This is a genomic window from Lacrimispora brassicae (assembly GCF_054772055.1).
In genome coordinates this window covers 218,006-240,043 of sequence record NZ_BRYH01000041.1, presented here as the reverse complement: position 1 = coordinate 240,043, position 22,038 = coordinate 218,006, and the positions used below count along the sequence as shown (strand labels likewise).

Below are 22,038 nucleotides of genomic sequence, written 5' to 3'. Positions count from 1 at the left end.
TTAAAGGAGGAGTTCCTATCAATAAAACAATAAAGGAACCATGGATTAAACTTAAAGGCTGTCTTAGTTACGAAGATTATGATTCAATTAATTCACTTCAGATGCAATGCTCCCATGAAGATCAAATTACTTTAAAGTTGGAGCTTGACTATAAGCTTCGTGATGCTGTAAATAGTACTGACAAAATCCGTATTCACTGCATCAATGAATTCATGTATTTTGCCGGTGAGCAACTGATAGGATATATGGGAATATGTGACTTCGGGGGGACATCAGCACCTCCCGAGATTACTGGCATGGTACATCCGAAATATAGACGACAAGGAATTTTTTTAAAATTGTTTGAATTGGCCATTGCAGAGTGCAGGCAGAGGAATGCGGGCAGCATTCTTGTATTGTGTGATAAAAAATCCGTTCCCGGCCAGAAATTTTTAGAAAGATTTGGCGGGGCATATAAATTTTCGGAATTTGAAATGTATCTGCAAAATGAATCCTTTAAGATGGACGAGAAATGGCTGCGTGGCATCAACTTCAGAAAAGCCACCAATGCAGATGCTTTTGAGATAGCCCGACAAAACACGATTTATTTTGGCGACCATCCTGAGAAAGAGGATGAGAATGCTCCACACAAGGGAATTCTTTTACCAGAAGACGAAGAAAGACGAGGCATGACCATTTATCTTGCGGAAAAGGAGGATCAGATCATCGGAAAGGTCCATTTGCAGTTGATTAATGGGCTTGGAGGGATATACGGGCTGGGCGTATTGCCGGAGAACCGTGGAAAGGGATTTGGGCGGGCAATTCTACTCAAGGCCATAGAAAAACTGAAGGATGCAAAAGCAACGAAGATTATGCTCCAGGTTGCCGCTGAGAATGCGACAGCCCTTAACTTATACAAGTCCTGCGGATTCCAGGAAACATCGGTAATGGACTATTTTGAGTTGGAGTGATTCCATTGAGAGAGCAATCATATTTGCATATTGGATTCCGGGCTTAACCCATGTTTTCCCTTTTCCTTAAGATATACTGACTTTGGACGGCCCTATTGAAAATCATTTCGGTCCATTGGGCGTTATTACAGCACCTTCAAAAATGATTTGTGAGTTTGCAAGGGCAATTGTATAAAAGGAAATTAATTTTTATTTCCCAGTCTGACCGCAAGAAGAAAAAAAGCTGATGGCAATTCGGGGAATTGGAAGTTGGACGGCACAATATATCGCCATGCGGGCTGTGGAGTGGCCGGATGCTTTTCTTGAAACGGACGCTGGTGTAAAAAAAGCACTCTACCCTCTGAGACCAAAAGAATTTCTGGAAATATCAAATGCGTGGCATCTATGGTGCAGTTACGCTACAATCAATCTTTGGAATACGTTATAAAGAAAAATAATGCAAGGAGGATTCAAATGTATTACAGGACAACTTATCCGTCAGCCGTAGGTTTGATTACGCTTGCCTGTGACGGAGACAATATTGTTGGTGTATGGAATGAAGGGCAAAAATATCATGGTGCTGCCATATCCGCAGAAATGATCGAAAAGGCTGATATGCCGGTATTTGATGGGGCAAAAAAATGGCTGGACAGATATTTTGCAGGCAAGAAACCTGCCATTTCCCAATTGCCGCTGGCTCCTATTGGCAGCGAATTTCGGAAAAGTGTATGGACTATTTTGTGTGAAATACCATATGGAACGCTAATCACATATGGCGATATTGCAAAAAAAATGGCGGCTAAAATGAACAAGGAAACGATGTCCAGTCAAGCGGTAGGAGGTGCTGTTGGACATAATCCTATATCGATTATTATTCCCTGCCATCGGGTCGTTGGAGTAAATGGAAGCTTGACAGGCTATGCCGGGGGGCTGAAGACAAAAGTAAAGCTGCTTGAATTGGAAGGTGTCGATATGTCCCGGTTGTTTGTACCTACAAAGGGTACGGCTCTTTAAGGGTAAAAATATGATTATCAGTACTTGTGAGGAAGATGTTCATCAAAATTGCAGAAACAAGGCATGTGAAGAGTATAATTCTGAGGACGAAATGTGGTTTTAGGGGCGAAAAAGTAGGGGTTAACCAGAAGATGTAGTGTTTGTGAAGCGAAAATGAGGCGAAATTGTCATCTGTAAATGCAAATTTTGCTCCTTTTTTTGACTGATTCCACTGATGACATAGGGGATTTGGAGTGATCTGATGCTCCAAATTTAAATTTTCAATTTTATAGAATAGATGCGATAAGCGGGATTGTTGGAAAAGCTGAAAATGGTGCTTCGGCATCTGATAAGCAGAGCACAACTACATTCATAAAATTAAATATCAACTGATGTATATAAAAGAATATAAAATGAAAAGGAGTTAACAATATGTCTAAAATGCCGATGATGTTTGTAGGCCATGGTTCGCCTATGAACGCAATAGAAAATAACCATTATACGAGTAGCTGGAGAGAAATGGCGAAGAATATACCTAAACCTGAGTCGATAATATCAATCTCAGCTCACTGGTATACGAAAGGCACAAAGATTATGAATGAGGAAAATCCAAAAACCATTTACGATATGTACGGATTTCCTGAAGAGTTATATGAGATTCTATATAATGCTCCCGGCAATCCGAAACTTGCGGAGAATGCAAAAAATTTAATCAGCAAACAAAGTGTATTCGATAATTCTCGGGGCATTGACCACGGTACCTGGTCAGTTCTGGTCCATATGTACCCCGAAAGAGATATCCCCGTTTTACAGATTAGTATAGATGCCTCCGCCCCGCCAGAGGTTCATTATCAGATCGGCAAGGAGTTAAAATCCTTAAGGCATCAAGGCGTTCTTTTGTTTGGTAGCGGAAATATTGTTCACAACCTGGGAATGATTGATTGGGGAATAAAGGACAAAGGTTTTGACTGGGCGTATAAGTTTGATGATTTTATTAAGGAAAATATTGAAAATAGCAATCATGAGAATGTCATTAATTATCAAAGCTTGGGAGAAACAGCAAAATTAGCCGTACCTACGCCGGATCATTTCAACCCAATCTTATATATACTTGGCGCCGTCGATAAAGAGGATAAGATATCCATATATAACAACAGTTGCATGATGGGCTCCTTGTCTATGACAAGCTATTTATTTACGTAGATGGCAACAGGATGTGTTGTATTAGAGTGAATTCTCGACCCTGTTTTCTTGGTGAAGTCTGGCATAGTGACTGGATTATCATAAATCATAAGTAAGAGATAAAGAAATTCATCAAAGTGAGGTAATGATTATGCAGTATGAGGCCAATAGCCCTAAAGAATATCTTGGACTACTTGAAAATGATTGGAGAAAAGAAAAACTATTGCATGTTAGGCGCCTTATCTTAGAATATGGTTCTGAGCTTGAAGAGGGCATTCTATATAAAATGTTATGTTATGGAAATGAAGAGTCTAACTTGTTTGGTTTAAATGCTCAAAAGTCTTATGTAAGTTTGTATGTTGGCACAATACAAAAAATCGAAAATGCCAGCATGCTGCTGACCGGATTTGATTATGGAAAAGGCTGTATCCGAATAAAAAAGACCATTGATATTAATAAAACCGGACTGGAGGCATTTATAAAGCAGACCATTGATAAATGGAGAGCTGGTGAAGACACTTCATGCTAGAGTAGCGGGGAATGGATAATACCTTGTCTTCTAAATGAGAAGGCGGCTTTGCTGGACCTTGCCGGGAACCTTGCTGTGGAGAGTATGTTGATAGGGCGGAACTTTGAGATAGCAGCACTCGTTAATCAAATGAAAAAGGGAATAGAAGCCTATGTTGATATTAAAGTGTTTAAGTAGGAAACTTACTGTTACAATAAGAGAAACCAGATAGAAAAGCGAGTGGCTGCCAATGGAAGAACGTTGTATGAATACGACTTACAGGGAAACTTAAAAGATAAGGATACAAGAGAGAATCCTTTGTGTAGAATATTTTTTAATAATTTAATTGTTCAGTAGTTTTGAGATATAATATGGAGAAGAATAAGTGTTTGATTATATTATATTGTTGTTTCCTTATCAATATATTGAATTTCAATCGGATATGAATCATGTACAATGCGGTCAGGTATGGCATTTGTCACTTGAGCTTCTTCAAACTGTCAGTACTCCCCTTCCAAAGAACTTCTCCCACCACCCCATCATAAGTGAGGGGGGCGTTGAGAGTGTCGAAAATAGTACGGAGGACTGATATATTTGTTGATGTGACCATTGGTAGCCTTTTACTGACTGAAATTTAATATTCTCTACATTATACCCTTCTGATGATAAGCTTTTTAAATGACGCTGAGTAGATGATCGGGAAGAAAAGATGGGTAAACGGCTACTGTAAAGTGGGAGGGGGGACAAAAAGTTGGACTAAAGGATTGCCCTAACCATACTTCCATCTAACTGTCTAAACTTCATAGGACTTTGCCCTAAAAGAGATAATTTTACGCGTTTGCTGTTGTACAAATCTATATACTGATATATATAAGCTATAAATTCCTCAATACTGTAGCCGGAAAAAGAGCGTCCATAGAAGCATTCATTTTTTATACAGCCCCAGAATCCTTCACAAGCAGCATTGTCGGGTGAATGTTTTGTTATGTATTTGGCTTATATTTTCAGGTGCTTTGTCCACAACCTCTATTTATGGGCAAGGTCTTTTTTTGTGGCCCTTGAGACTATGCCTGTATTATAAATCTGTTCTTTTTGAAAACCGCTGTTTGGCAGTCCTGACACCTTGATTTTTCGTTTTTCTTGATAAACGTTCATCAAAGAATATTTCAAGCTGCCATGTTATACTGCTTTGCATGTCATGTCTATTATATTGGTTGCTTTATGGACCACGCTTCTTACATGTACAACATGATCTTTGCAATAAAGATATCCTGAGTCTCATATTCTGAAAGATTATACTCAAAGATTCCTTCATATTTTTCAACGATTTGCCGGATACGATTGAGACCGATACCGTGAGATTTCGTATCGCTTTTTGTAGTATAGAGCTTTCCATTTTGCATCTTAAGCTCGGAACTATTGTAGGTATTGGTAACAGTTATTGACAGTGCATTGTGGTGGTAGTGAATATCACATTGAATCCTCCGGTTATTCGGCGGGAGTTTGGTGCAGGCCTCCAGAGCATTATCAAGAAGGTTTCCGAGTATTACCGTTAAGTCAGTACGCCTGGCATTTAATTCAGCTGGAATATCTACATTTACATGTAAATCAGTTTCCTGTAAACCAGCCATATATAATTTGCTGTTGATCATAGCATTGACGATTGAGTTATCCGTATGTATACCTGGTTCAATAGTTACCAGATCTTTGAGCCAGTGTTCTATGTATTTTAATAGTTCACCTGTTTTTTGTAGTTCGGCTAACTCTTTGACTGTGGCCAAGTGATTTTTCAAATCATGCCGCTGGCCACTCAAATCTTTTTGAAAGTCCTTTATCAACAAGGATTGTTTTTCATAATCCTCGACTTGCTTTATAAGCATCATGTTTTCGTATTTCGTGGCTTCTTCCTTCAATAATTTGTTGTATAGGAAAAAGACCAGGAGATTTATTGCGAAGAGAATCATGATTGTAGTTAAAACAAAAACCTCGTCGCTTTTTCCCTGCTCCAGTTGGCAAACTAAAGAGTGTAGTATGAAGATACAACTGGAAGGAATTGAAAAAACTGCAAACCAGTATAAGCTGTTTAATTCGGCATCCTGTTTTTTGAAAAGTGGATTTACCAATTTTACTATTCCAAGCAGCAACGTCATAGAAATGATAATTCCAACAATCGTCAGATACTTATCATTAAGAAGTGCCAAAAGTGAAGTCCGGAAGACAAGGATTAAAATGGCACCTGCGCAGTCATCACAGGCAATGGAAAGCAGGTAGATAAAAACACTACAAAGCAGCTTCTTTTGAATAGATGTATGATATAAGAACCCAATAAAAAAGGCAAAAGAAAGGTTCATAACAACATTATGAAAGATATCAAAAAAATCGGGATTTAAGTAAATTATGGCAGCTACAATATAATATGCACCATAACCAAAACATAGAGTCCATGCAGGCCAACTCTTTTTTTGTAGAAAATTGTCAATAAAGAGGTAAATAGCATAAGTTCTGACGATGTTCATAAAGAGATATGTAATGGTTACAGCCAATCCTGTTGCCTCCTGAATCTTATTTCAAAATACTGTCTCCGGATGTCTTTCCGTCTTGCTCCACTGATCATCAATGGCCTATTATTATCCATGATAACTTCCTTATAAGAAATTTCTCTGATATGTTCGAAATTTATCAGGTAGGCTTGATGGATTCGTAAGAAATTGTTTTGCGATAGCTTTGCATTGATGTCAGCCATTTTTCCATAATAGACGTATTTGATTTGTGATGTTATTACATTGATTCTATGACTATCTGTAATTTCAAAATATAATATGTTGGTTAATGGCAATATTATTTTTTTGCCAGTGAAGTCTTTGAAGGAAAAGCATTTTTCTCGTTCGTTAATTAATTTGTATGCATATAAAAGCGCTTCTTTGAATAATTCTGGTTCAATTGGCTTAGCAAGGAAACGGATTGCATTAATATAAAATACTTCTTTTGCTCGACTTTCATAAGCAGAAATATAAATCAATATAGTTCTGGTATTTTGGAATTGTTGCCGAAGAATGGCACCTACTTCAACACCACTTATCTTATCCATTTCTATATCTAAAAGCGCAATATCATAAACAATTCCCTTTTCTAATTTTAACAGTAGTTCTTCTCCAGATAAAAAGGTATCAACAGTATAAGAGAGCGCAGCATTACCTAAGATAGATTTTGTTAGATTATTAATTTTCTCAAGCTGAATTGATTCATCATCGCAAATTGCAATTTTTATCATTAGAATATACCTCATTATAAATAATAATAGATATTTATATTAATTTTACTGTAAAAAGCTAAAAATGTCAAAATTTTATTAATTTTAGAATGTAATTGAAATATTACTGTTTTGAAACCAAATCCAAAGTTATAGAGGTTCGGGGAGGGAGTATTTTTATTTAGCTGAAAAATCTACTTTCATGATGTGAGAAAATACTAAAAATTCAAAGATAGGAAGGCTGAGCAACAAGTTAGGAATTGCCACTACTCAAATAGAATGGGCGTGATATACTGTCGAATAAGGAAGAAAAATATCAGATTTTATCGTAAATGTATAAGTTTAGAAATAATTAAAAAGGAGATTAGTACTATGAGAAAATTTTATTTAAAGAGGGGTTCGCTGATTGCTACATTTGCTCTGGCTATTGCATCAAATACTGTTAATGCGGTATGCAGCCATATCTTTTATCAACCCAAGGTGCCTCAAGCAGCTAGAAAATTAAGGAAGTTTTAAGGTGAAATTATGCTTCAGGAGCTAAGTTTACATATTGCAGATAACCTAATACAAACACATAACATTGATAAAAGCGAAAAAGATATTTACGTATTTGGCCTAGAAACAATGCTTATGTATGCGGTGAACTTTATAAGCACTTTGATAATCGCGGTTCTCATGAAACAAGTAGGGGAGTGTTTGATGCTTATGTTCTTGTTTATGCCCTTGCGTTCAAATGCTGGTGGATACCATGCCTCCACTCCGTTGCGTTGTTATTTATTATCTAATAGCGTGGTAGCTTTAGCATTGATGTCCATAAGGTATCTGTCAGGTTACACACATATTGGGGTGGGGGTGCTTTTATTATCAGTAGCGTCCATTGTCGTTATGATTTTGGCACCCGTAGAAAATGAAAATAAACCTCTTGATCCGAAAGAAAGGAAGGTCTATGGCAGAAGAGCACGCATCACGTTGATGATAGAAGTTTGCTTTTGTTTGTTATGCTGTTTGTTATCATGGTATACCTTTTTCTGGTTGGGAGTTTTGGTTGTTATAGTAGCGGCAATTTCATTGATGATCGGATTGGTTGCAGGGAGAACAGCCAGGGGATGAAGCTATTCGTCAGTGGAGGTGTTTTTTGAAAGAAAATACAAGTGCATATATTTCCATGTGGGAAAAGGATGTTGTGCTACTTAAAAGAAAGGGGAATTCCTTTGCTGCTATTGCTGCAAGATATAGTATTCCACCTTCGGAAGTGGAGAAATCATACAACGATGCAGCAGATAAATTACGCCTACTTACAACGATAGAAGCTCTGGAACAGATATTTCCGTGCAAAACAATAGATGATTTCTTAGATCAGTTAGGCATTAGGAGTAAGCTTGCAGGCCGGGAGGTATTGGCTGAATGCATTCGATTTTCCTATTTACATCCGAAAACGGTTGACAATATTGCCAAAGAGTTAATTCCAGCATTAGCAAAATATTATGGATGCACAGAAACTTTAGTTCAAGGACGCATCTATAGTGCAGTTAAACAGGTTTATTCACACAGTCTGGAACGTGGAACACCGGCACATAAATTTTTTGAGATGGCAGGACTTCAGAATCGAGGAAATATCAATCTGAAAAATTTCTTGTTGGCCTCACATGATTGTATAACCGAGTTGTTTTACATTATACCGGCACAACAGAAGAAACTATATCTGTAATAGAATTACTTAAGAGGTAGAAAACAAACAGAAGAAACAAAAGGCGAAACTATGAAAATAAAGAAGTATATGATCTGTTTATGTATGACAATTCCCTTTATTAGATTATAATTGTTTGATGTTTGCGCATCTGACCGGTCAATATCAGAAACCGGTAGCATCACTAATTATACTCACTGGCTGTGGGCACCCAACAGGCAATCAATGTTGTTTTAGATCATCGATTGCATATATGGTAATGATTACTTTTATGTTAATGATAATCGGTAGGTACATGGAAAAATATTATGAAAATAGATGAAAGAATAAGAGTCATATTAAGAGCATTATTATTTGTTGTCTGCGTTTGCTGCATATTTGGTAATCCGGAATATGTTTCAGCAGAGGAGATATCAGGAAAAGAAGATGATCTTGATATTACCTTTGTTGTAGATGTTAGTGGTTCCATGCGAAAAAATGATCCGAATGGAATTGCCTTAGAAATGGTGAAAGCATTTGTTGATACAATACGTACAGATAATATCCGAGTTGGTTTTGTGGCATATAACGATGAAATTGTATCTGTTATTAGTCCGGTTTCTGTAGCAGAACTGTCAAACCGGGAGATGTTAAAGGCTTTGATTGATACAACCACATATTCTGGAAATACAGATATTGGATTAGGGGTGGCAGAAGCATGCAAGTTTTTGGGGACGAAAGATAAACAAAAAAGCATTATTGTTTTGGTATCTGATGGAGAAACCGATTTGCGGGGATCTGTAACTGGAAGAATAGAAGCACAATCTGATGAGGACGTGGCTAGTGTTATTCAGAACTGTCAGCAAATGCAGGTTCCTATCTATACAATTGCTTTTGGAGAGTATGATGGAAGTTCAGCAATCCTACAAACGATTGCCAAGGAAACAGGAGCACAAAGCTATTCGGCTCAAAACCCGGATCTTCTCATTGAAATTTTATATGGAATTTTAAGTGATAATCTGGCCTATAAAATCCAGCAAGTGTCTGCAAGCATTTATGCGCAGGGAAAACAAGAGATCGACTTTATTATAAACGAAGACTATTTAAGTGAAATAGTAGTTCTTTTTATCTCTCCGCAAAAGCTTGGTACAACAGAACTCTTATATGGTGAAAAACAGATTTCTATTGCAGCTATGACTTACTATGCTGTTGGAAAAATAACTGGCAATGATATTGATCATAATATTCGTCATTTGACAATAAATACTGAGACTATGGATGGGCAGGCAGTTAAGGTTTACGTGATCGGTTATCGAAATCTGGAACCAATATTAAACATACAAACTGATGCTGCAAGAAATGAGCAGATCCCATATCAGGTATATTTTAAAAATGCCCATGGAGAAATTATTAAAGATGAAGCATTTTATCAAAGTTTAGAATGGAACATATCCCCGCAGAGCCAGTTTACACAGATAAAAGACGGATACTTACAGGGTGCGTTGGAATTTGCGAATTCCAATGAATATTTGGTAGAAGGTCAGTTGGCAGATGAACTGGGGAATTATCAGTTTTATACGAAAGTGCAGATACATAATACCCCGCCGTCGGGAAACCTTCCAAAAAGGGAATATACAATTCTAAGCAAAGGTGATACCTGGAATTTGGATGAATATTTCACAGATGCAGAAAATGATACTTTGGAATATTCACTTCAAACAGATGCAGGAGAGAGCTGCGAACTACTTTTAGAAAATAATATTCTTACAATCAAATCCATAAAGCCAGGACTTCAAACTGCAATAATTCTGGTATCTGATGGAGAATCTATATTCACCTATCCGATTTCAATTCAAGTGCTGTCACTCTGGCAGGCTTATTGGTGGCTGATTGTGAGTATCATTTTGATCGTTGGAATCACACTTGGGATATTTCAGCATAATCGGCATAAGCCTAATCAGGAAACAGAGCTTATTCAGATTACCAGAGAAAAAACTTCAAATCGTTTCAATGGCAGACTAGATGCTTATTTTACTATGCTGCCTGAGGGTATGGATGAAATTCCGCCATTAGTATTTCATTTGCATAAAGTAAAGGACAACAAACTGTGCTTAGGTGATTTGTTGAGAGAGTATCCGGCCGTAGCAGCAGCGCTGAACCTGGAAAAAGTGTATTTAGTAGCAGATGAAGGACGGAAAATGGTTCTGTTTCATTCATCGGATTCGACTATTATGATTGGGAATTCTATCGTATGTAAAAAAATCCAGTACAGCATAAGTTTTGGCGACGTAATTTATATTACATCTGAAGATGGTGCTTATGATCTGGAATTACGTTACATATCGGTAATTCAATAATAAAAATGAAAAAGGAGAGGGCCAATGGAAACAATAACACAAACAAATCGTACAATATTGTTTGCCGAAGTCAATCCGGAGAAACTGAATTTGCTGACGATGATTGGCGATGTAAGAGGTAAAACCAGTTTGGACGATGACAAAATTAAAGAAATCAATGAGGAATTGGTAGTGGAAAGTCTGGAAGAATTCTTCGGCAAATTTAATCCGGTTGTGTATTCCTGGACTGATGCGGCAACCGGAAGTATTCAATACAATCTGGTAAAGCCGGAAAACATTCCGAAAAACTGTATTACAGAGATTCCACTGAATTTAGATAATGACTTATTGAATATGCTGGTAACTCTTCAGGATGCAAAAGGGGCTCAGGGCGTTGCTAATGTGGACTTTAAATTTGGCAATGTTTTGGATATGATTTCACCTAAGAAGGTTATGGAGGATATCCGTCAAGTGAGGAGAGAAATCCAATATACCTATGGAAAGTATATGGAGCTGGAAGAGGGTGATCCCAAGCGCCTTGATTTGGGAGATAAACTGAATTACCAGTTTGAGCAGGCAAGTAAAAACTATAATCATGTATTAGCAATGCTTCCACTCGCTATTTCTGACATTAAAACCCGTTTACTTTTGGGGGATGGAGAGGATAAGCAGGGAGACCAGACATTTAAAGCTGGGCTACTCAGTATGGGAGATGATGGAGAGCTTAAAATCTTAGAAATGAAACAGGAAGCTGGCACTCAGCTTGCAGTGGTTGACGATAAGATCAATACCAGCCTGATTGAAGTGTTTCAAGAGGATTATGACTCATTAAACGAAAATCATTCTGACTATGTAAGAAATCTGGTAGTAAGAACTTTCTGCCCTCTGGTATCTACGATGGAGAGTAATGTAGACTTGGGAACAGAGGTAAAGAACTATAACAATTATCTCGAATTCTATAAAAAAAGTAAGGATGATTTTGTCAAAGCTGTAAAACCATTGATCGAAAAGATCCTGGGAGTAAAATCATTCTTTGACCAGTATCGGGTAAAAGAAAAGGGGATGCAGCCTAAGCTTTTGATCGCTAATATTAGTTTAGAACTGTTGGTAAAGTCCAGTAACTTACCAAAACTGTTAACCTATTTAAACACAACCAATGATAAAAATGAATTTGAGAATACATTATGGTTTGGTATCGTTCCAGATGTGGAAATGAATATATCTGGCGGTGGAAAGCTTCAAAGATTGCGTTTTGCAGGAAATCAAAAAGTGGAAAGAGATGGTACAAATTCGATGGAAAGTCTTGCAGCTCTTATGAGTGCAATTTCTCCGTACCGGATTACTACGTTTTTTAGCTTTGCAACCAGCGAAGAAACCACCTTTAACTATATTGCCACCGAAGGAGTAGCATCATTTAAAGATAAATGTACCCCTCTGATGAAGCAGGAATACAGTGAATTTATTGTTCCATGTATTCCGAATATGACAATTATTCCAAAAGATAAATCTGGTTTAATTCTGGACAGCAAAATGATTCTTAATGAAAATGGCAGTGCTATCTTATCGCAAGAAAAAGAAGATATTATGAAAATGTGGCTGGAGGGTATTTATGTTGGTGCGGCCTATGGTGCAGCTGGTATTGCAGCAGCATGGCAGTGCCCGGAATACCTAAAGCAGCGGTTTAATCATACAAGTAAAGATTATCCTGGTGTGCGCTTTGATATTGAAGGCGGGGATAATGCACTGCTTGCAGCTACCAGCATGACAAAAGAGATTTCTGGTTTTACCAGTACGATTAAAAATTCTATTAATAATACAGGCTTTGGTTTTGTATTTACATCTGATAATGCCCAGTACAAGGGCAGAGATATCCGTAACATTATGGTATATAAGGCGAGAAACCTGCTTAGTAATGGCAGTGAATTTGAACCGATTTATAAGACGTTGGTAGTAACCTATATTGAAAGGATGCTCCGGTTCTATAGCAATGACTTTAAGCAGGATAAAATTTTAAATTTCTTTAGTAATAATCCAAGCAGTCAGAAGAGTAAATGGGATACAAATCGTCAGTATATTAATTCTATTTTACAAGATGGTGATGAATTGAGTTTTAGTATTGATGAAAAGAACAGTATCTGTAATGTTCAAGTAACTTTCAGTAATACCACAAAAAATCTAAAGGTAGAACTGACCAGAAAAGCCGGACTAGTAAGCTGATGATGGGATGTTTTGTCATATAAAAATTGAAAAAGGAGACAAAAATATGGGATTACGAATGAAAATTGAAGGTAGCGAAACCATTAACTTAGTGGAAACCAGTATTACAGGAATTAAATTTGGCGCCGATATTCCTCACGATTCTAACGCTCGTTCCACAGATTTAGGATCTACTGTATTGGTGGAAGGAAAGATATTGGCAGCAATTGGTGGAGAAACTGCTGATGACACCAGTAAAATAGCCAGATGGTCTTTGGTTCCGGCAGAGAATAGCGATTGTTACCGCAATGTGGAGATTACTGTAGTTAGTGCATCTCAGATTGTCAGACAGATCACAGTCCCTAACGCTTTCGTGGTAGGATATGAAGAAGATTTTAGTGATGAAACTGGGATCGGAATCTTTCGTCTATTAATGAAGCAGAAGAAAGACAAGATGGCCAACTTGAAATTTGAAGGCGGTTTTAGTGGCGAATAGTTAATTAATTGAAACTGGATCAGACAAATGAAAACGAAAAGGAGATAAATTATGGGATTTACATTAAAAGTTGATGGACCATCAACAATTGAATTAGGAACAACAAGTGTTACCGGTGTGAAATTCAAAACAGATATTCCGGTGGACTCCAATGCTCGTTCCACTGATATGGGAAGTACAGTGGAAATTGTGGGGAAGATATTAACCGCTGTGGATGGAGACCCGTTTGATGCTACCAAACAGTTGGGTTTATGGTCATTAGTGCCAGCAGAAAAATCAGATTGCTATCGGACTGTGACAATTGAAGTCATTGCAGCCTCTCAGGTGGTAAGAAAATATACATATCCAAATGCTTTTATTGTTGATTATAATGAAAATTATGGTGATGTAGAAGGCATAGGCACATTTCGCTTGGTAATTAAGCAGAAAAAGGATAAAATGTCACAGGTTGCTGTAGAAGGCGGATATAGCGCATAGTGAAAGAAATCCCCAGGGTGCCTTTGGGGAAAATGAGCAAGGGCTGTCTGGTGGCAGCCCTTGTTTGTCAATAAGCGGGATAAAAATTGAGAAATGAGACAAAGAGGATGGCGGATTATTATAAAATCTTAGGGGTTTTATCACAGGCAAGCGACAAAGAGATAAAAGCAGCTTATCGGAAATTAGCAAAGCAATATCATCCAGATGCGGTGAAAGACAACTGTAAGTTAGCAGAAAAAATGTATGAAATTCAATCAGCTTATGATGTGCTGGGAGATAAGGAAAAGCGAAAAAAATATGATGAAAGTTTACGGAAGGAAAAGAACAGAGACAAACATAGGCAATTAAATGTGGATAAGGGGACAAAAAATCCGAATACGGCACTGTTTGAACATTTTTTCGGATTTCAAGTTGAAGAAGGTATGGACATGCAACAGAGTCAGCAAATAAATACAAAAAGAGCAAATGCTCCCATAAATGTGGAAGAGTTATTTGCAACTTATTTTGGACAGAAAAAGTAAGGAGAGCGGGAATGGGGATGAAAGAACTCAGAAGAAGAAAAATTTGGCTCGATCTTGCGATTATAATTATGTCTTGTTCATTGGCGGCATCAGTTTGGAATTTTAGGTTGCCAATGCAGGTCATATTAATCAGTTTCATTGCAGCAGCATTCATGATAATTTTTTTCCTTATGGATTGTATGAAACAACTAGGAGGAGAAGATGAACAGGCTTTTAAAGAACATGCTGCGGCTGTTTTTATGATTCATGAGCTGATTTTACTCAATGAAGATGAAAAGCCAATTCGATCTTGGGATTTAACTGACAAGACTGCGGTAATTATTGGAAGAACATATAAAGATGCGGAAGTGGATGTGGATTTGGGTGATTGTGAATACAGTGCTCTTATCAGCATTCAACATGCAGTTATGAATTATTGCCTGGATTCCTGGTATATTGAGGATTTAGGCTCTCAAAATGGAATACAAATCCAAAAGGTGGATGATGGAAAGTGCTATCAGGTGGCAGCAAGCCGTCCCTGTAAAATCTCTGCCGGTGATGTAATATATATAGCTAAAACAAAACTGTTATTTACTTAAAGCTAAAAGGAGAGGGAGAAGATGAGTCTAGTAAAATGCCCATCAGGTCACGTGTACAATGCAATCCGCTATGGAAAGATTTGCCCTTATTGTAAAATGAAATTGGAGGAAGAGGAGGGGATTGAGAAACCGGAAGGATTTGAACCTCCAGTCGAACTTTTACAAGAGGAAATCAAACCGGTATGTGGTTGGCTGGTATGCATTGAAGGTACCAGAGTTGGTATGGATTATAAAGTGCATAGCGGTAAAAATTTTATTGGCCGAAGCGATGATATGGATATACAGATTCTGGGAGATAACCAGATCAACCGAAAAAACCATGCCGTTTTGGTATATGATCCAAAGAATGATAAAACGATGCTCTTGCCAGGAGATTCCGAAGGATTAGTGTATTTGGGCGGAGAGGCTGTATACCTTCCGACTGAGGTTCAGTCTTATGATAAAATTGAAATGGGCTGCAGTGTTTTTGTATATGTTACTTTTTGTGGAGAAAATTTTGTGTGGGAACGGAATGATAAAGCGTGATGACAGTAATTGAATGGTTTTTACTGGCAGGGGTTTCAATTTGCCTGCTGGTTTGTATTTTATATTGGTTTCGGCTTACAATAAAAATCCGAAACGTAAGGCATGAAGAAATCGGTTGGTTCATTAGTCAAACGACTGGAAATAAAGAAATTCAATCGGACTATGTGCAGGTTTTTCAGAATGAGGCAGGTATTACTGCTGTTATGGCAGATGGTATTGGGAAAGAGAATACAGGAAAAGTAGCGGCCCAGATTGCAGTTGATACAGCCTTAGATGCATTTGAATCATATCGTACATTACATAATCCGGAATATCTGTTTCAGACTGCTTTTTTAGAAGCCCATCGGCGGATACAACAAACAATTGGAGAACGCCGCGGCGGTGCCAGTATGGCAGTGCTCTTTGTTAATCAAACGCATCTCTATTACGCCCTTGCAGGAAATATCAGGATCGCATTGCTGCGAAATGAGGAGCTGATTCCTTTAAGTGAAGGGCAGACTCTGGATGTACTTGCACGAAAAGCATACCAGGAAGGGTGTCTCTCAAGAGACAAAACAATCTGGAGTCAGACAGAAACACAGATATGGAATTATCTGGGTAAAGACGGATTTCATGAAATAGAAATCTGCAAACCGCCCATATCTCTGCAACCGGGCGACCTTATCGTGATGCTCAGCCAAGGAATCTACGAAGAGTTATCTTGGGTGGATATAGAAGAGATTCTTTTAAAAGAAGTAACACTAAAAGAGAAAGCTGGCAGCATAATAGAGGGAACGGAAAAGAAAGAAGCACAGGATAAAGAAAACGGAAGTGTTTTACTGTTGGCAACGGAGGTACATCATGAGAAAAGTCAATTCTGAGTTTCAGACCAGGCACCTGTCTCAAGAAGGACACAAGCTGTCCAACCGGGATTACTTTGGTTATGTAGAAATGGATGACTTTGCATGTTATGTCATGGCAGACAGCCTGGATGAAGACATGGAAGCAAATAGTGCCAGAATTGTTGTGGAAAGCTTGATCCGGAGTTTTGGAGAACATCCCACCATGGGAGCACGTACGTTGAAGCATTATATGATGCAGGCTCACCGGGAACTTGACAAAACACGGAAAGGCAGACGACTAAAGGCTTCCGCTGTTATGGTAGTGACAGATTATCGGAAGGTGTGTTCTTGCCATGCCGGAAACAGCCGCTTTTATTTAATTCGCAATGGCAGATATTTTACTCAAACAAAAGATCAGTCTTTGACACAGAATTTGATAGAAGAAGAAAAATTGCCGATGGATCAGGCGACGATACACCAGGAACGCAATAATCTTTATTCATACTTAGGCGAGCGTGGAACTCCAAAAGTGGTTGTTTCTGCAAAAATCAAACTGGAAGATGGAGATATTCTGGCTCAGTTAACCCGAGGAGTATGGGAAAATTGCAGCGATGAAGATTTGATGGGATTTATTAAAGATGCAACAGAGCCGCAAGATATTTTGGAACGGGCAGAGGATCATATCCTGGGGTGCCAGGAAGAAGAACAGGAAATTGATAATTATTCCCTGGCAGTTACTTTCATAACTAAAGTGTATCAATCCCCGAAAAAGAAGATATCCATCAAGCAGATTTTAATGATAGCACTGCCTGTTTTGTTAGTAATTGGTATGATTTCTGTGATGCTGTATCTGCGGTATCGGAACTTGAAAATCAAAGAAACCAGTCTCGAACAATACATGGTAAGCGGAGAAGAATATCTTAAATACGATAATTATAAGAAAGCATCGGAAGAATATGCTGAGGCGAAAAAACTGGCATCTGAATTAAACAAGCAAGAAGATTTGACAGAGGCGAATCAGTATTTAAAACTTACAGAGCAGATCAATTTGGCAGATGAAGCAATGCTGTCAGGAGAATACGTAAAAGCACAGGATTTATATTTGTTGGCAAGGGAATTATCCGTAAAAGCAGGAAATGTCGGAAAAAAATATATTGAATCGCAACTGGCAGATGCAAAAGCCTACATTGAAGTTTATGATTGGATTGCCATTGGGGAAATCAGAGAAGAATATGAAGATTTAAATGGAGCGGTTGAGGCTTATAAGCGGGCAAAAGAGAAAGCAACGGCTTTATATGATAAACAAAATAAAGAAGAAGCACTGAAGAAACAATTGGCAGTAGAAGAAAAGCTGGCATCTGAGGCATCAGCGGTGGCACAGGCAGTCAAAGAAGAGGAAGATAAAGAGAAGGAATCTCAGGCGACGGTTCAGGAAATAGAGAATCAACAGAAAAACAACGACCAAAAGAATGCGATTGACTTAGAAAATACAGCAAACGATTTGATGAAGGAAGGGAAGTATGAACATGCTATTACTTTTTATCGTACAGCTCAATCCATTTATGATCGGCTGGAAATGATTGAATTGAGTGATGCCATAGAAGACAAGATTAAGGCGGCGGAAGCAGGAATTGTGGCAATGGAAGAATCGGAAGCCAAAAAAGAAGCGGAAGAGAAAGCAGCTGAGGAATCGGCGGCACAGGAGCTTGCAGCCCGTGTTGCGACTGCTGAATCTGAGAAGGCAGAGAAAGAAGCCAGCCTGAATAAGAAAACCGGTCCGGGGGACCGGGAGGAGACAGATTAATGAGTCAATATACTTACCGACTAAATCCAGGAAAGAAAAAAGATGACAATAAGTATTTTTATAAGCAAAGTCAGTTGGAGCAAATGACTACGTTTCAGCTTCGGGAAATTTGCCGGAATGAACGATTGGTATCTTCTTCTAGCTTTTCCTTTGACAAGGAGGGATTCATCCGCCTGATTATGCGCTTTCGGGGACGAAAGGAGTATCGGCATATTGAAGCTTTTTGTAAGGAGGGAGTGGAGCGATTGCAGAATCTGCTTCAAGAAAAGCCATTACAGATAACCGATAATAATCGGCTCGGAGTTCCCGCCCGTGTTGTTTTGTATCACAACATGGCAATGGATGAGCTGGACGGATATCAAGTTACCTCTTCAGATCACGAACTTTATGAAGGGAATTTATTGTTGGTAGATGAAAGCCTTCAAGTTTATACCTGTTGTTATATCAGGGTAATCGATGGGAAGTTCTGGATTTGTAAAGGTAAGGATGTTGAAGTACGATATGCGGAAAAGCATCAGTACTCTTTTTTGTATTTTCCATCAGCGCAGCATTCGGAATATTTATATGAACAATATTGGGAATTGGAGAGTTCATTTCCGGGCACGATTCGGGCAATCCGAATCCCTTTGCTGGAACTGGAAGTAAAAACAATTGAGAAAACAGAGCTCCCTTTGATTATTGATTTTGGCAGTTGTAACACTACGATGGGAATGTGTCTGCCAGATGGAAGCAGGAAAATCGCTGCCTGCCGTGATGGATATGTCATTCCAAGTGTGGTTGGGATCGCTGGTACGAATAAGGAGGGATTAAGTTTCGTCTTTGGTTATGAAGCGATGATTCTGACTCAGAATAACTATCAGGATCAGGATGTAACCGTGTTTTATGATATTAAACGCTGGATTAGCGATCCAGACCGGATGGAACGAGTGATACTTAACAATGGTATAAAAGTGGAAGTATGCCGCAAAGAGATGCTGAGAGCATTTTTTAATTACTTGTTGGAATTGGCCCGTAAACAGTTTAAGTGTGAATTCGGAGCCATTCAGCTTCTGGCACCGGTTCGACAGAAAGAGAAGTTTGAAAAACTGTTTGACGGTTTGATTTCCGATGTCATAGTTGATTGTAGTCTGGATGAAGGGATGGCAGTTCTCTTTTCCAATGTAGATAAATTGTTATCGAAGGGACAGTATGAACCAAATCATTGGTATCATGCGCTCATTATTGATTGCGGCGGAGGTACAACTGATTTGACTTCCGGACGTTTCCGGGTACAGAGCAATCGTGTATCCTATACGATTAATTTGGAAACCAGCTATGAGAATGGAGATACTAATTTTGGCGGTAATAACCTTACATACCGTATTTTGCAGCTTTTAAAAGTGAAAATTTGCCGGGAATTGATGGGATCAGGAGCCAAAACCATAGAAAATTGGGAAATGGAATATGATAATGCAGAATATCTGCTTCCGGCATTATTTAAAAATTATGAAGAAAAAGATCGGACAACTTACTTTTACGTGAAAAATAATTACTACTATCTTTTTGAGCTGGCAGAGCAGATAAAGAAGATGTTTTTTCAACATCAGGGCCGATATGAAATGTGGATTGGAACTGATAAAGAAAATGAACTGTTTCTGGATAAATGGAAGATTTCTATTGTCCAGGGAGAGCAGATGAAACGTTTGGAAAAGAGTATTCGTTTTCGTTTGTATTTATATGAGATAGAGGATCTCCTTCGGCCAGACATTTATCAGCTAATGGAACGATTTTTAAAATCAAAATTCATTGGCGATGAGCTGCAGCATTATGATATGATTCAGTTAACTGGTCAGTCATGCAGATCGCGTTTATTTGAAGAAGCTTTGAAAGAATATATACCTGGAATATTGATTCAACGAAGTAACAAAGAAACCGATGGAAGTGAGCTTAAAATGTGCTGTTTAGAAGGGGCTTTATCATACTTTTTTAATCATAAGGTTGGTTATATGAATGTCAGCTCCAGTCACAATGTAGGGGCACTGCCGTATGAGATCATGGTATATACTCATGAAAATAAACCGCAGACTTTGATTCGCAGTACGGACAAAGAGGGACATATTGGCTGCATCTCCCGGTTTATGATAGGGAGGCAATTAGATATTCATTTATTGGATCGTTCCGGGGAGCATCTAAAAACCTGTCATTATGAAAGTGGCTTTCATGAGTTTGAACAGACGACACAGGAGGAAATTGATCAGCAATATTCCGGTACTGTAATTCAAGACGAAACAGATGCGATTCTGGAAGGAGAAATGAAGTTTTTTATCTGGGTAGACCGACGGCAATGGGGATTTGTTGTTCTTCCGATACGGAGAGAGAATGAATTGCTGTACAGAGGAAAACAGTTGTTCTTTGATTTTGAAGACGACACATGGGAGAACAACTTCTTTGATGGGAGGAAATAGTTGTTATGAGCCAGCAGGAACAGATGAAGCAGATGATACGGAACGAGATACAATCGATCAGCAGTCTTGAAGAAAGAATTATATTGAAAGAGCTTATGGAAGGGGTATTTTTATCCCTTTATGGAACGAATGAGCAAATGTATCAGCGACTGGAAGACCGTGTGATGAACGATTTGGCATATGATGTGAATCAATACTTAATTAAAACCGGTCTGGTAGAGCGAAAGTTTCTTGATCCAACTCATCATTTTATGACTGTGATACAGGAGCAGGATTGGAAGGAGAGGGAAATAACAGTAAAAGATGTCCGGCAGGAAATCGCAGAGGATGGTAGGTGTTTCCTTGGAACAGTATTCTTGAAATGTGATTATCTGGATATCCAAAACCTGATGAAAAACCATCATCAAGCTTTGGGAACAATTCGAACCGATCAAGATTATGAAGTTTCCTTTTCTCTGGAACAAAACAAAAGCTATTTGGAAAAGGTAGAGCAGTTCTATCATCTGTTTATAAAGAATGGGATTCCCTGGCAGACGGTTAACTGTCCGTATCTGTTTAAGATGGTGGATGTATACGCAGTACAGATTCCAACGATGTGCCAGGAAAAGGAGATGATACAATCATTTCATGTCGATTTGGGAAAATTGACCTCTTCTGTGTGCTATGATTTGATTCCAATTTGGAATGTATGGCATTTTAAACTGGATAGTGTTGGATTTCCCCTGGCTTGTAAGGACCATAAAAGCTATGAACATGAGATTTCGATTGCTGATTATGGAGAGGAATTTGTGTACATGGTAGAAGGCACATTGGGAATTACCGGTGTAAGGCAAAATGGAAAGAAGATTATGCTGATTAGTCCGAAGGAGAAATCACAAGAATGGAATGTCTATAGTATCCGAAATGGTGAAGAGGGGAAAATCTCAAAATATACATATCCGGCTATGGGAAATCTTCGGGTGGACGGGTTTGCGGAACGATTCCAGAGGAAAAACGGGCAAGTTGTAAAAACAAAAACGGAGCTGGAACGAGTTATTCTGGGGTTTAATTTGGAGGATTATCTGGAATATTTAGGCTGTAAAATTCTGGACGGATCAGAGCTGTTAACAGAAACTTATTCCATGAATCCTTTCCTGAAAGATGAGATTCGGGAGGACAAGCGGAATAAGCAGTTACTTCTGATTTTTAAACCTAATGATGCAGGGAAAGCTTCATGGCTCCTGCGGGACTTGATGAGTTTTGTTGTTTCGGAGGTTCAGGAACTATATCCTGAATATGAGTGCGGAGGGAAATTGGAATGAACGATAGGAAG

21 protein-coding genes are annotated in these 22,038 nt (G+C 38.5%); 18 read left to right on the top strand and 3 right to left on the bottom strand.

Translation table 11 applies throughout. From position 1 onward, the window contains the following. Nucleotides 1-101 precede the first annotated feature (101 nt). From ACYVD3_RS19495 to ACYVD3_RS19480, 4 genes are all read left to right on the top strand, one after another. Nucleotides 102-950 (top strand): GNAT family N-acetyltransferase, encoded by an 849-nt coding sequence (locus tag ACYVD3_RS19495; protein WP_460644153.1) that lies wholly within the window; start codon nt 102-104, stop codon nt 948-950. A 453-nt stretch (nt 951-1,403) separates the two neighbouring features. After that, a complete protein-coding gene (locus ACYVD3_RS19490) occupies nt 1,404-1,943 on the top strand; it encodes a methylated-DNA--[protein]-cysteine S-methyltransferase (RefSeq protein ID WP_460644152.1) in 540 nt (179 codons plus the stop codon). Between the two features lie 411 nt (nt 1,944-2,354). Next, complete coding sequence (gene ygiD, locus ACYVD3_RS19485; RefSeq protein WP_460644151.1) at nt 2,355-3,125, top strand: 4,5-DOPA-extradiol-dioxygenase; 771 nt, start codon at nt 2,355-2,357, stop codon at nt 3,123-3,125. 130 nt (nt 3,126-3,255) lie between these two features. Then, entirely contained in the window at nt 3,256-3,633 is a 378-nt protein-coding gene (locus ACYVD3_RS19480) for an iron chaperone (RefSeq protein ID WP_460644150.1), read from the top strand. Between the two features lie 735 nt (nt 3,634-4,368). On the opposite strand, the gene ACYVD3_RS19475 is transcribed toward ACYVD3_RS19480, so the two are convergent. The 3 genes from ACYVD3_RS19475 to ACYVD3_RS19465 form a co-directional block, all read right to left on the bottom strand. Continuing rightward, nucleotides 4,369-4,599, bottom strand: coding sequence for an IS3 family transposase (locus ACYVD3_RS19475; RefSeq protein ID WP_460644180.1), 231 nt, complete (start codon nt 4,597-4,599; stop codon nt 4,369-4,371). Between the two features lie 248 nt (nt 4,600-4,847). Then, entirely contained in the window at nt 4,848-6,155 is a 1,308-nt protein-coding gene (locus ACYVD3_RS19470) for a sensor histidine kinase (RefSeq protein WP_460644149.1), read from the bottom strand. Further along, nucleotides 6,146-6,883 (bottom strand): LytR/AlgR family response regulator transcription factor, encoded by a 738-nt coding sequence (locus ACYVD3_RS19465; RefSeq protein ID WP_460644148.1) that lies wholly within the window; start codon nt 6,881-6,883, stop codon nt 6,146-6,148. The genes ACYVD3_RS19470 and ACYVD3_RS19465 overlap by 10 nt, the downstream gene beginning before the upstream one ends. 351 nt (nt 6,884-7,234) lie before the next feature. Here ACYVD3_RS19465 and ACYVD3_RS19460 point away from each other — a divergent pair, with 351 nt between their 5' ends. From ACYVD3_RS19460 to ACYVD3_RS19395, 14 genes are all read left to right on the top strand, one after another. After that, nucleotides 7,235-7,378, top strand: coding sequence for a cyclic lactone autoinducer peptide (locus tag ACYVD3_RS19460; RefSeq protein WP_460644147.1), 144 nt, complete (start codon nt 7,235-7,237; stop codon nt 7,376-7,378). A gap of 9 nt (nt 7,379-7,387) precedes the next feature. After that, nucleotides 7,388-7,972, top strand: coding sequence for an accessory gene regulator ArgB-like protein (locus ACYVD3_RS19455; RefSeq protein WP_460644146.1), 585 nt, complete (start codon nt 7,388-7,390; stop codon nt 7,970-7,972). A 25-nt stretch (nt 7,973-7,997) separates the two neighbouring features. After that, nucleotides 7,998-8,570, top strand: a complete 573-nt coding sequence (locus tag ACYVD3_RS19450) for a sporulation initiation factor Spo0A C-terminal domain-containing protein (protein ID WP_460644145.1) — start codon at nt 7,998-8,000, stop codon at nt 8,568-8,570. Nucleotides 8,571-8,857: 287 nt separating this feature from the next. Further along, nucleotides 8,858-10,885, top strand: coding sequence for a vWA domain-containing protein (locus ACYVD3_RS19445; RefSeq protein WP_460644144.1), 2,028 nt, complete (start codon nt 8,858-8,860; stop codon nt 10,883-10,885). A 24-nt stretch (nt 10,886-10,909) separates the two neighbouring features. Then, entirely contained in the window at nt 10,910-13,081 is a 2,172-nt protein-coding gene (locus ACYVD3_RS19440; RefSeq protein WP_460644143.1) for a transcriptional regulator, read from the top strand. 46 nt (nt 13,082-13,127) lie between these two features. Beyond that, complete coding sequence (locus ACYVD3_RS19435; protein WP_460644142.1) at nt 13,128-13,556, top strand: membrane-associated protease 1; 429 nt, start codon at nt 13,128-13,130, stop codon at nt 13,554-13,556. 51 nt (nt 13,557-13,607) lie between these two features. Then, complete coding sequence (locus ACYVD3_RS19430) at nt 13,608-14,033, top strand: membrane-associated protease 1 (RefSeq protein WP_460644141.1); 426 nt, start codon at nt 13,608-13,610, stop codon at nt 14,031-14,033. 107 nt (nt 14,034-14,140) lie between these two features. Then, nucleotides 14,141-14,554, top strand: coding sequence for a DnaJ domain-containing protein (locus ACYVD3_RS19425; protein WP_460644140.1), 414 nt, complete (start codon nt 14,141-14,143; stop codon nt 14,552-14,554). Between the two features lie 11 nt (nt 14,555-14,565). Next, complete coding sequence (locus tag ACYVD3_RS19420) at nt 14,566-15,132, top strand: FHA domain-containing protein (RefSeq protein ID WP_460644139.1); 567 nt, start codon at nt 14,566-14,568, stop codon at nt 15,130-15,132. 21 nt (nt 15,133-15,153) lie between these two features. Beyond that, nucleotides 15,154-15,657, top strand: coding sequence for an FHA domain-containing protein (locus tag ACYVD3_RS19415; RefSeq protein WP_460644138.1), 504 nt, complete (start codon nt 15,154-15,156; stop codon nt 15,655-15,657). Further along, a complete protein-coding gene (locus ACYVD3_RS19410) occupies nt 15,657-16,517 on the top strand; it encodes a PP2C family protein-serine/threonine phosphatase (RefSeq protein WP_460644137.1) in 861 nt (286 codons plus the stop codon). The genes ACYVD3_RS19415 and ACYVD3_RS19410 overlap by 1 nt, the downstream gene beginning before the upstream one ends. After that, a complete protein-coding gene (locus ACYVD3_RS19405; RefSeq protein WP_460644136.1) occupies nt 16,498-18,282 on the top strand; it encodes a PP2C family protein-serine/threonine phosphatase in 1,785 nt (594 codons plus the stop codon). The genes ACYVD3_RS19410 and ACYVD3_RS19405 overlap by 20 nt, the downstream gene beginning before the upstream one ends. After that, the gene (locus ACYVD3_RS19400; RefSeq protein WP_460644135.1) at nt 18,282-20,726 is read left to right on the top strand and encodes a hypothetical protein; all 2,445 of its coding nucleotides are present in this window, start codon (nt 18,282-18,284) and stop codon (nt 20,724-20,726) included. Before ACYVD3_RS19405 ends, ACYVD3_RS19400 begins: the two co-directional genes overlap by 1 nt. Nucleotides 20,727-20,731: 5 nt before the next feature. Beyond that, nucleotides 20,732-22,027: a hypothetical protein gene (locus ACYVD3_RS19395; RefSeq protein WP_460644134.1), complete on the top strand. Its 1,296-nt coding sequence runs from the start codon at nt 20,732-20,734 to the stop codon at nt 22,025-22,027. Nucleotides 22,028-22,038: the final 11 nt, after the last annotated feature.

Excerpts from the sequence above, each read along its gene's own strand:
- ACYVD3_RS19440 (WP_460644143.1), top strand. The coding sequence starts at position 10,910 with ATGGAAACAATAACACAAACAAATCGTACAATATTGTTTGCCGAAGTC.
- ACYVD3_RS19430 (WP_460644141.1), top strand. The coding sequence starts at position 13,608 with ATGGGATTTACATTAAAAGTTGATGGACCATCAACAATTGAATTAGGA.
- ACYVD3_RS19400 (WP_460644135.1), top strand. The coding sequence starts at position 18,282 with ATGAGTCAATATACTTACCGACTAAATCCAGGAAAGAAAAAAGATGAC.
- ACYVD3_RS19465 (WP_460644148.1), bottom strand. The coding sequence starts at position 6,883 with ATGATAAAAATTGCAATTTGCGATGATGAATCAATTCAGCTTGAGAAA.
- ACYVD3_RS19455 (WP_460644146.1), top strand. The coding sequence starts at position 7,388 with ATGCTTCAGGAGCTAAGTTTACATATTGCAGATAACCTAATACAAACA.
- ACYVD3_RS19420 (WP_460644139.1), top strand. The coding sequence starts at position 14,566 with ATGGGGATGAAAGAACTCAGAAGAAGAAAAATTTGGCTCGATCTTGCG.
- ACYVD3_RS19435 (WP_460644142.1), top strand. The coding sequence starts at position 13,128 with ATGGGATTACGAATGAAAATTGAAGGTAGCGAAACCATTAACTTAGTG.
- ACYVD3_RS19405 (WP_460644136.1), top strand. The coding sequence starts at position 16,498 with ATGAGAAAAGTCAATTCTGAGTTTCAGACCAGGCACCTGTCTCAAGAA.
- ACYVD3_RS19415 (WP_460644138.1), top strand. The coding sequence starts at position 15,154 with ATGAGTCTAGTAAAATGCCCATCAGGTCACGTGTACAATGCAATCCGC.
- ACYVD3_RS19495 (WP_460644153.1), top strand. The coding sequence starts at position 102 with ATGCAATGCTCCCATGAAGATCAAATTACTTTAAAGTTGGAGCTTGAC.
- ACYVD3_RS19490 (WP_460644152.1), top strand. The coding sequence starts at position 1,404 with ATGTATTACAGGACAACTTATCCGTCAGCCGTAGGTTTGATTACGCTT.
- ygiD (WP_460644151.1), top strand. The coding sequence starts at position 2,355 with ATGTCTAAAATGCCGATGATGTTTGTAGGCCATGGTTCGCCTATGAAC.
- ACYVD3_RS19445 (WP_460644144.1), top strand. The coding sequence starts at position 8,858 with ATGAAAATAGATGAAAGAATAAGAGTCATATTAAGAGCATTATTATTT.
- ACYVD3_RS19480 (WP_460644150.1), top strand. The coding sequence starts at position 3,256 with ATGCAGTATGAGGCCAATAGCCCTAAAGAATATCTTGGACTACTTGAA.
- ACYVD3_RS19395 (WP_460644134.1), top strand. The coding sequence starts at position 20,732 with ATGAGCCAGCAGGAACAGATGAAGCAGATGATACGGAACGAGATACAA.
- ACYVD3_RS19410 (WP_460644137.1), top strand. The coding sequence starts at position 15,657 with ATGACAGTAATTGAATGGTTTTTACTGGCAGGGGTTTCAATTTGCCTG.
- ACYVD3_RS19425 (WP_460644140.1), top strand. The coding sequence starts at position 14,141 with ATGGCGGATTATTATAAAATCTTAGGGGTTTTATCACAGGCAAGCGAC.
- ACYVD3_RS19460 (WP_460644147.1), top strand. The coding sequence starts at position 7,235 with ATGAGAAAATTTTATTTAAAGAGGGGTTCGCTGATTGCTACATTTGCT.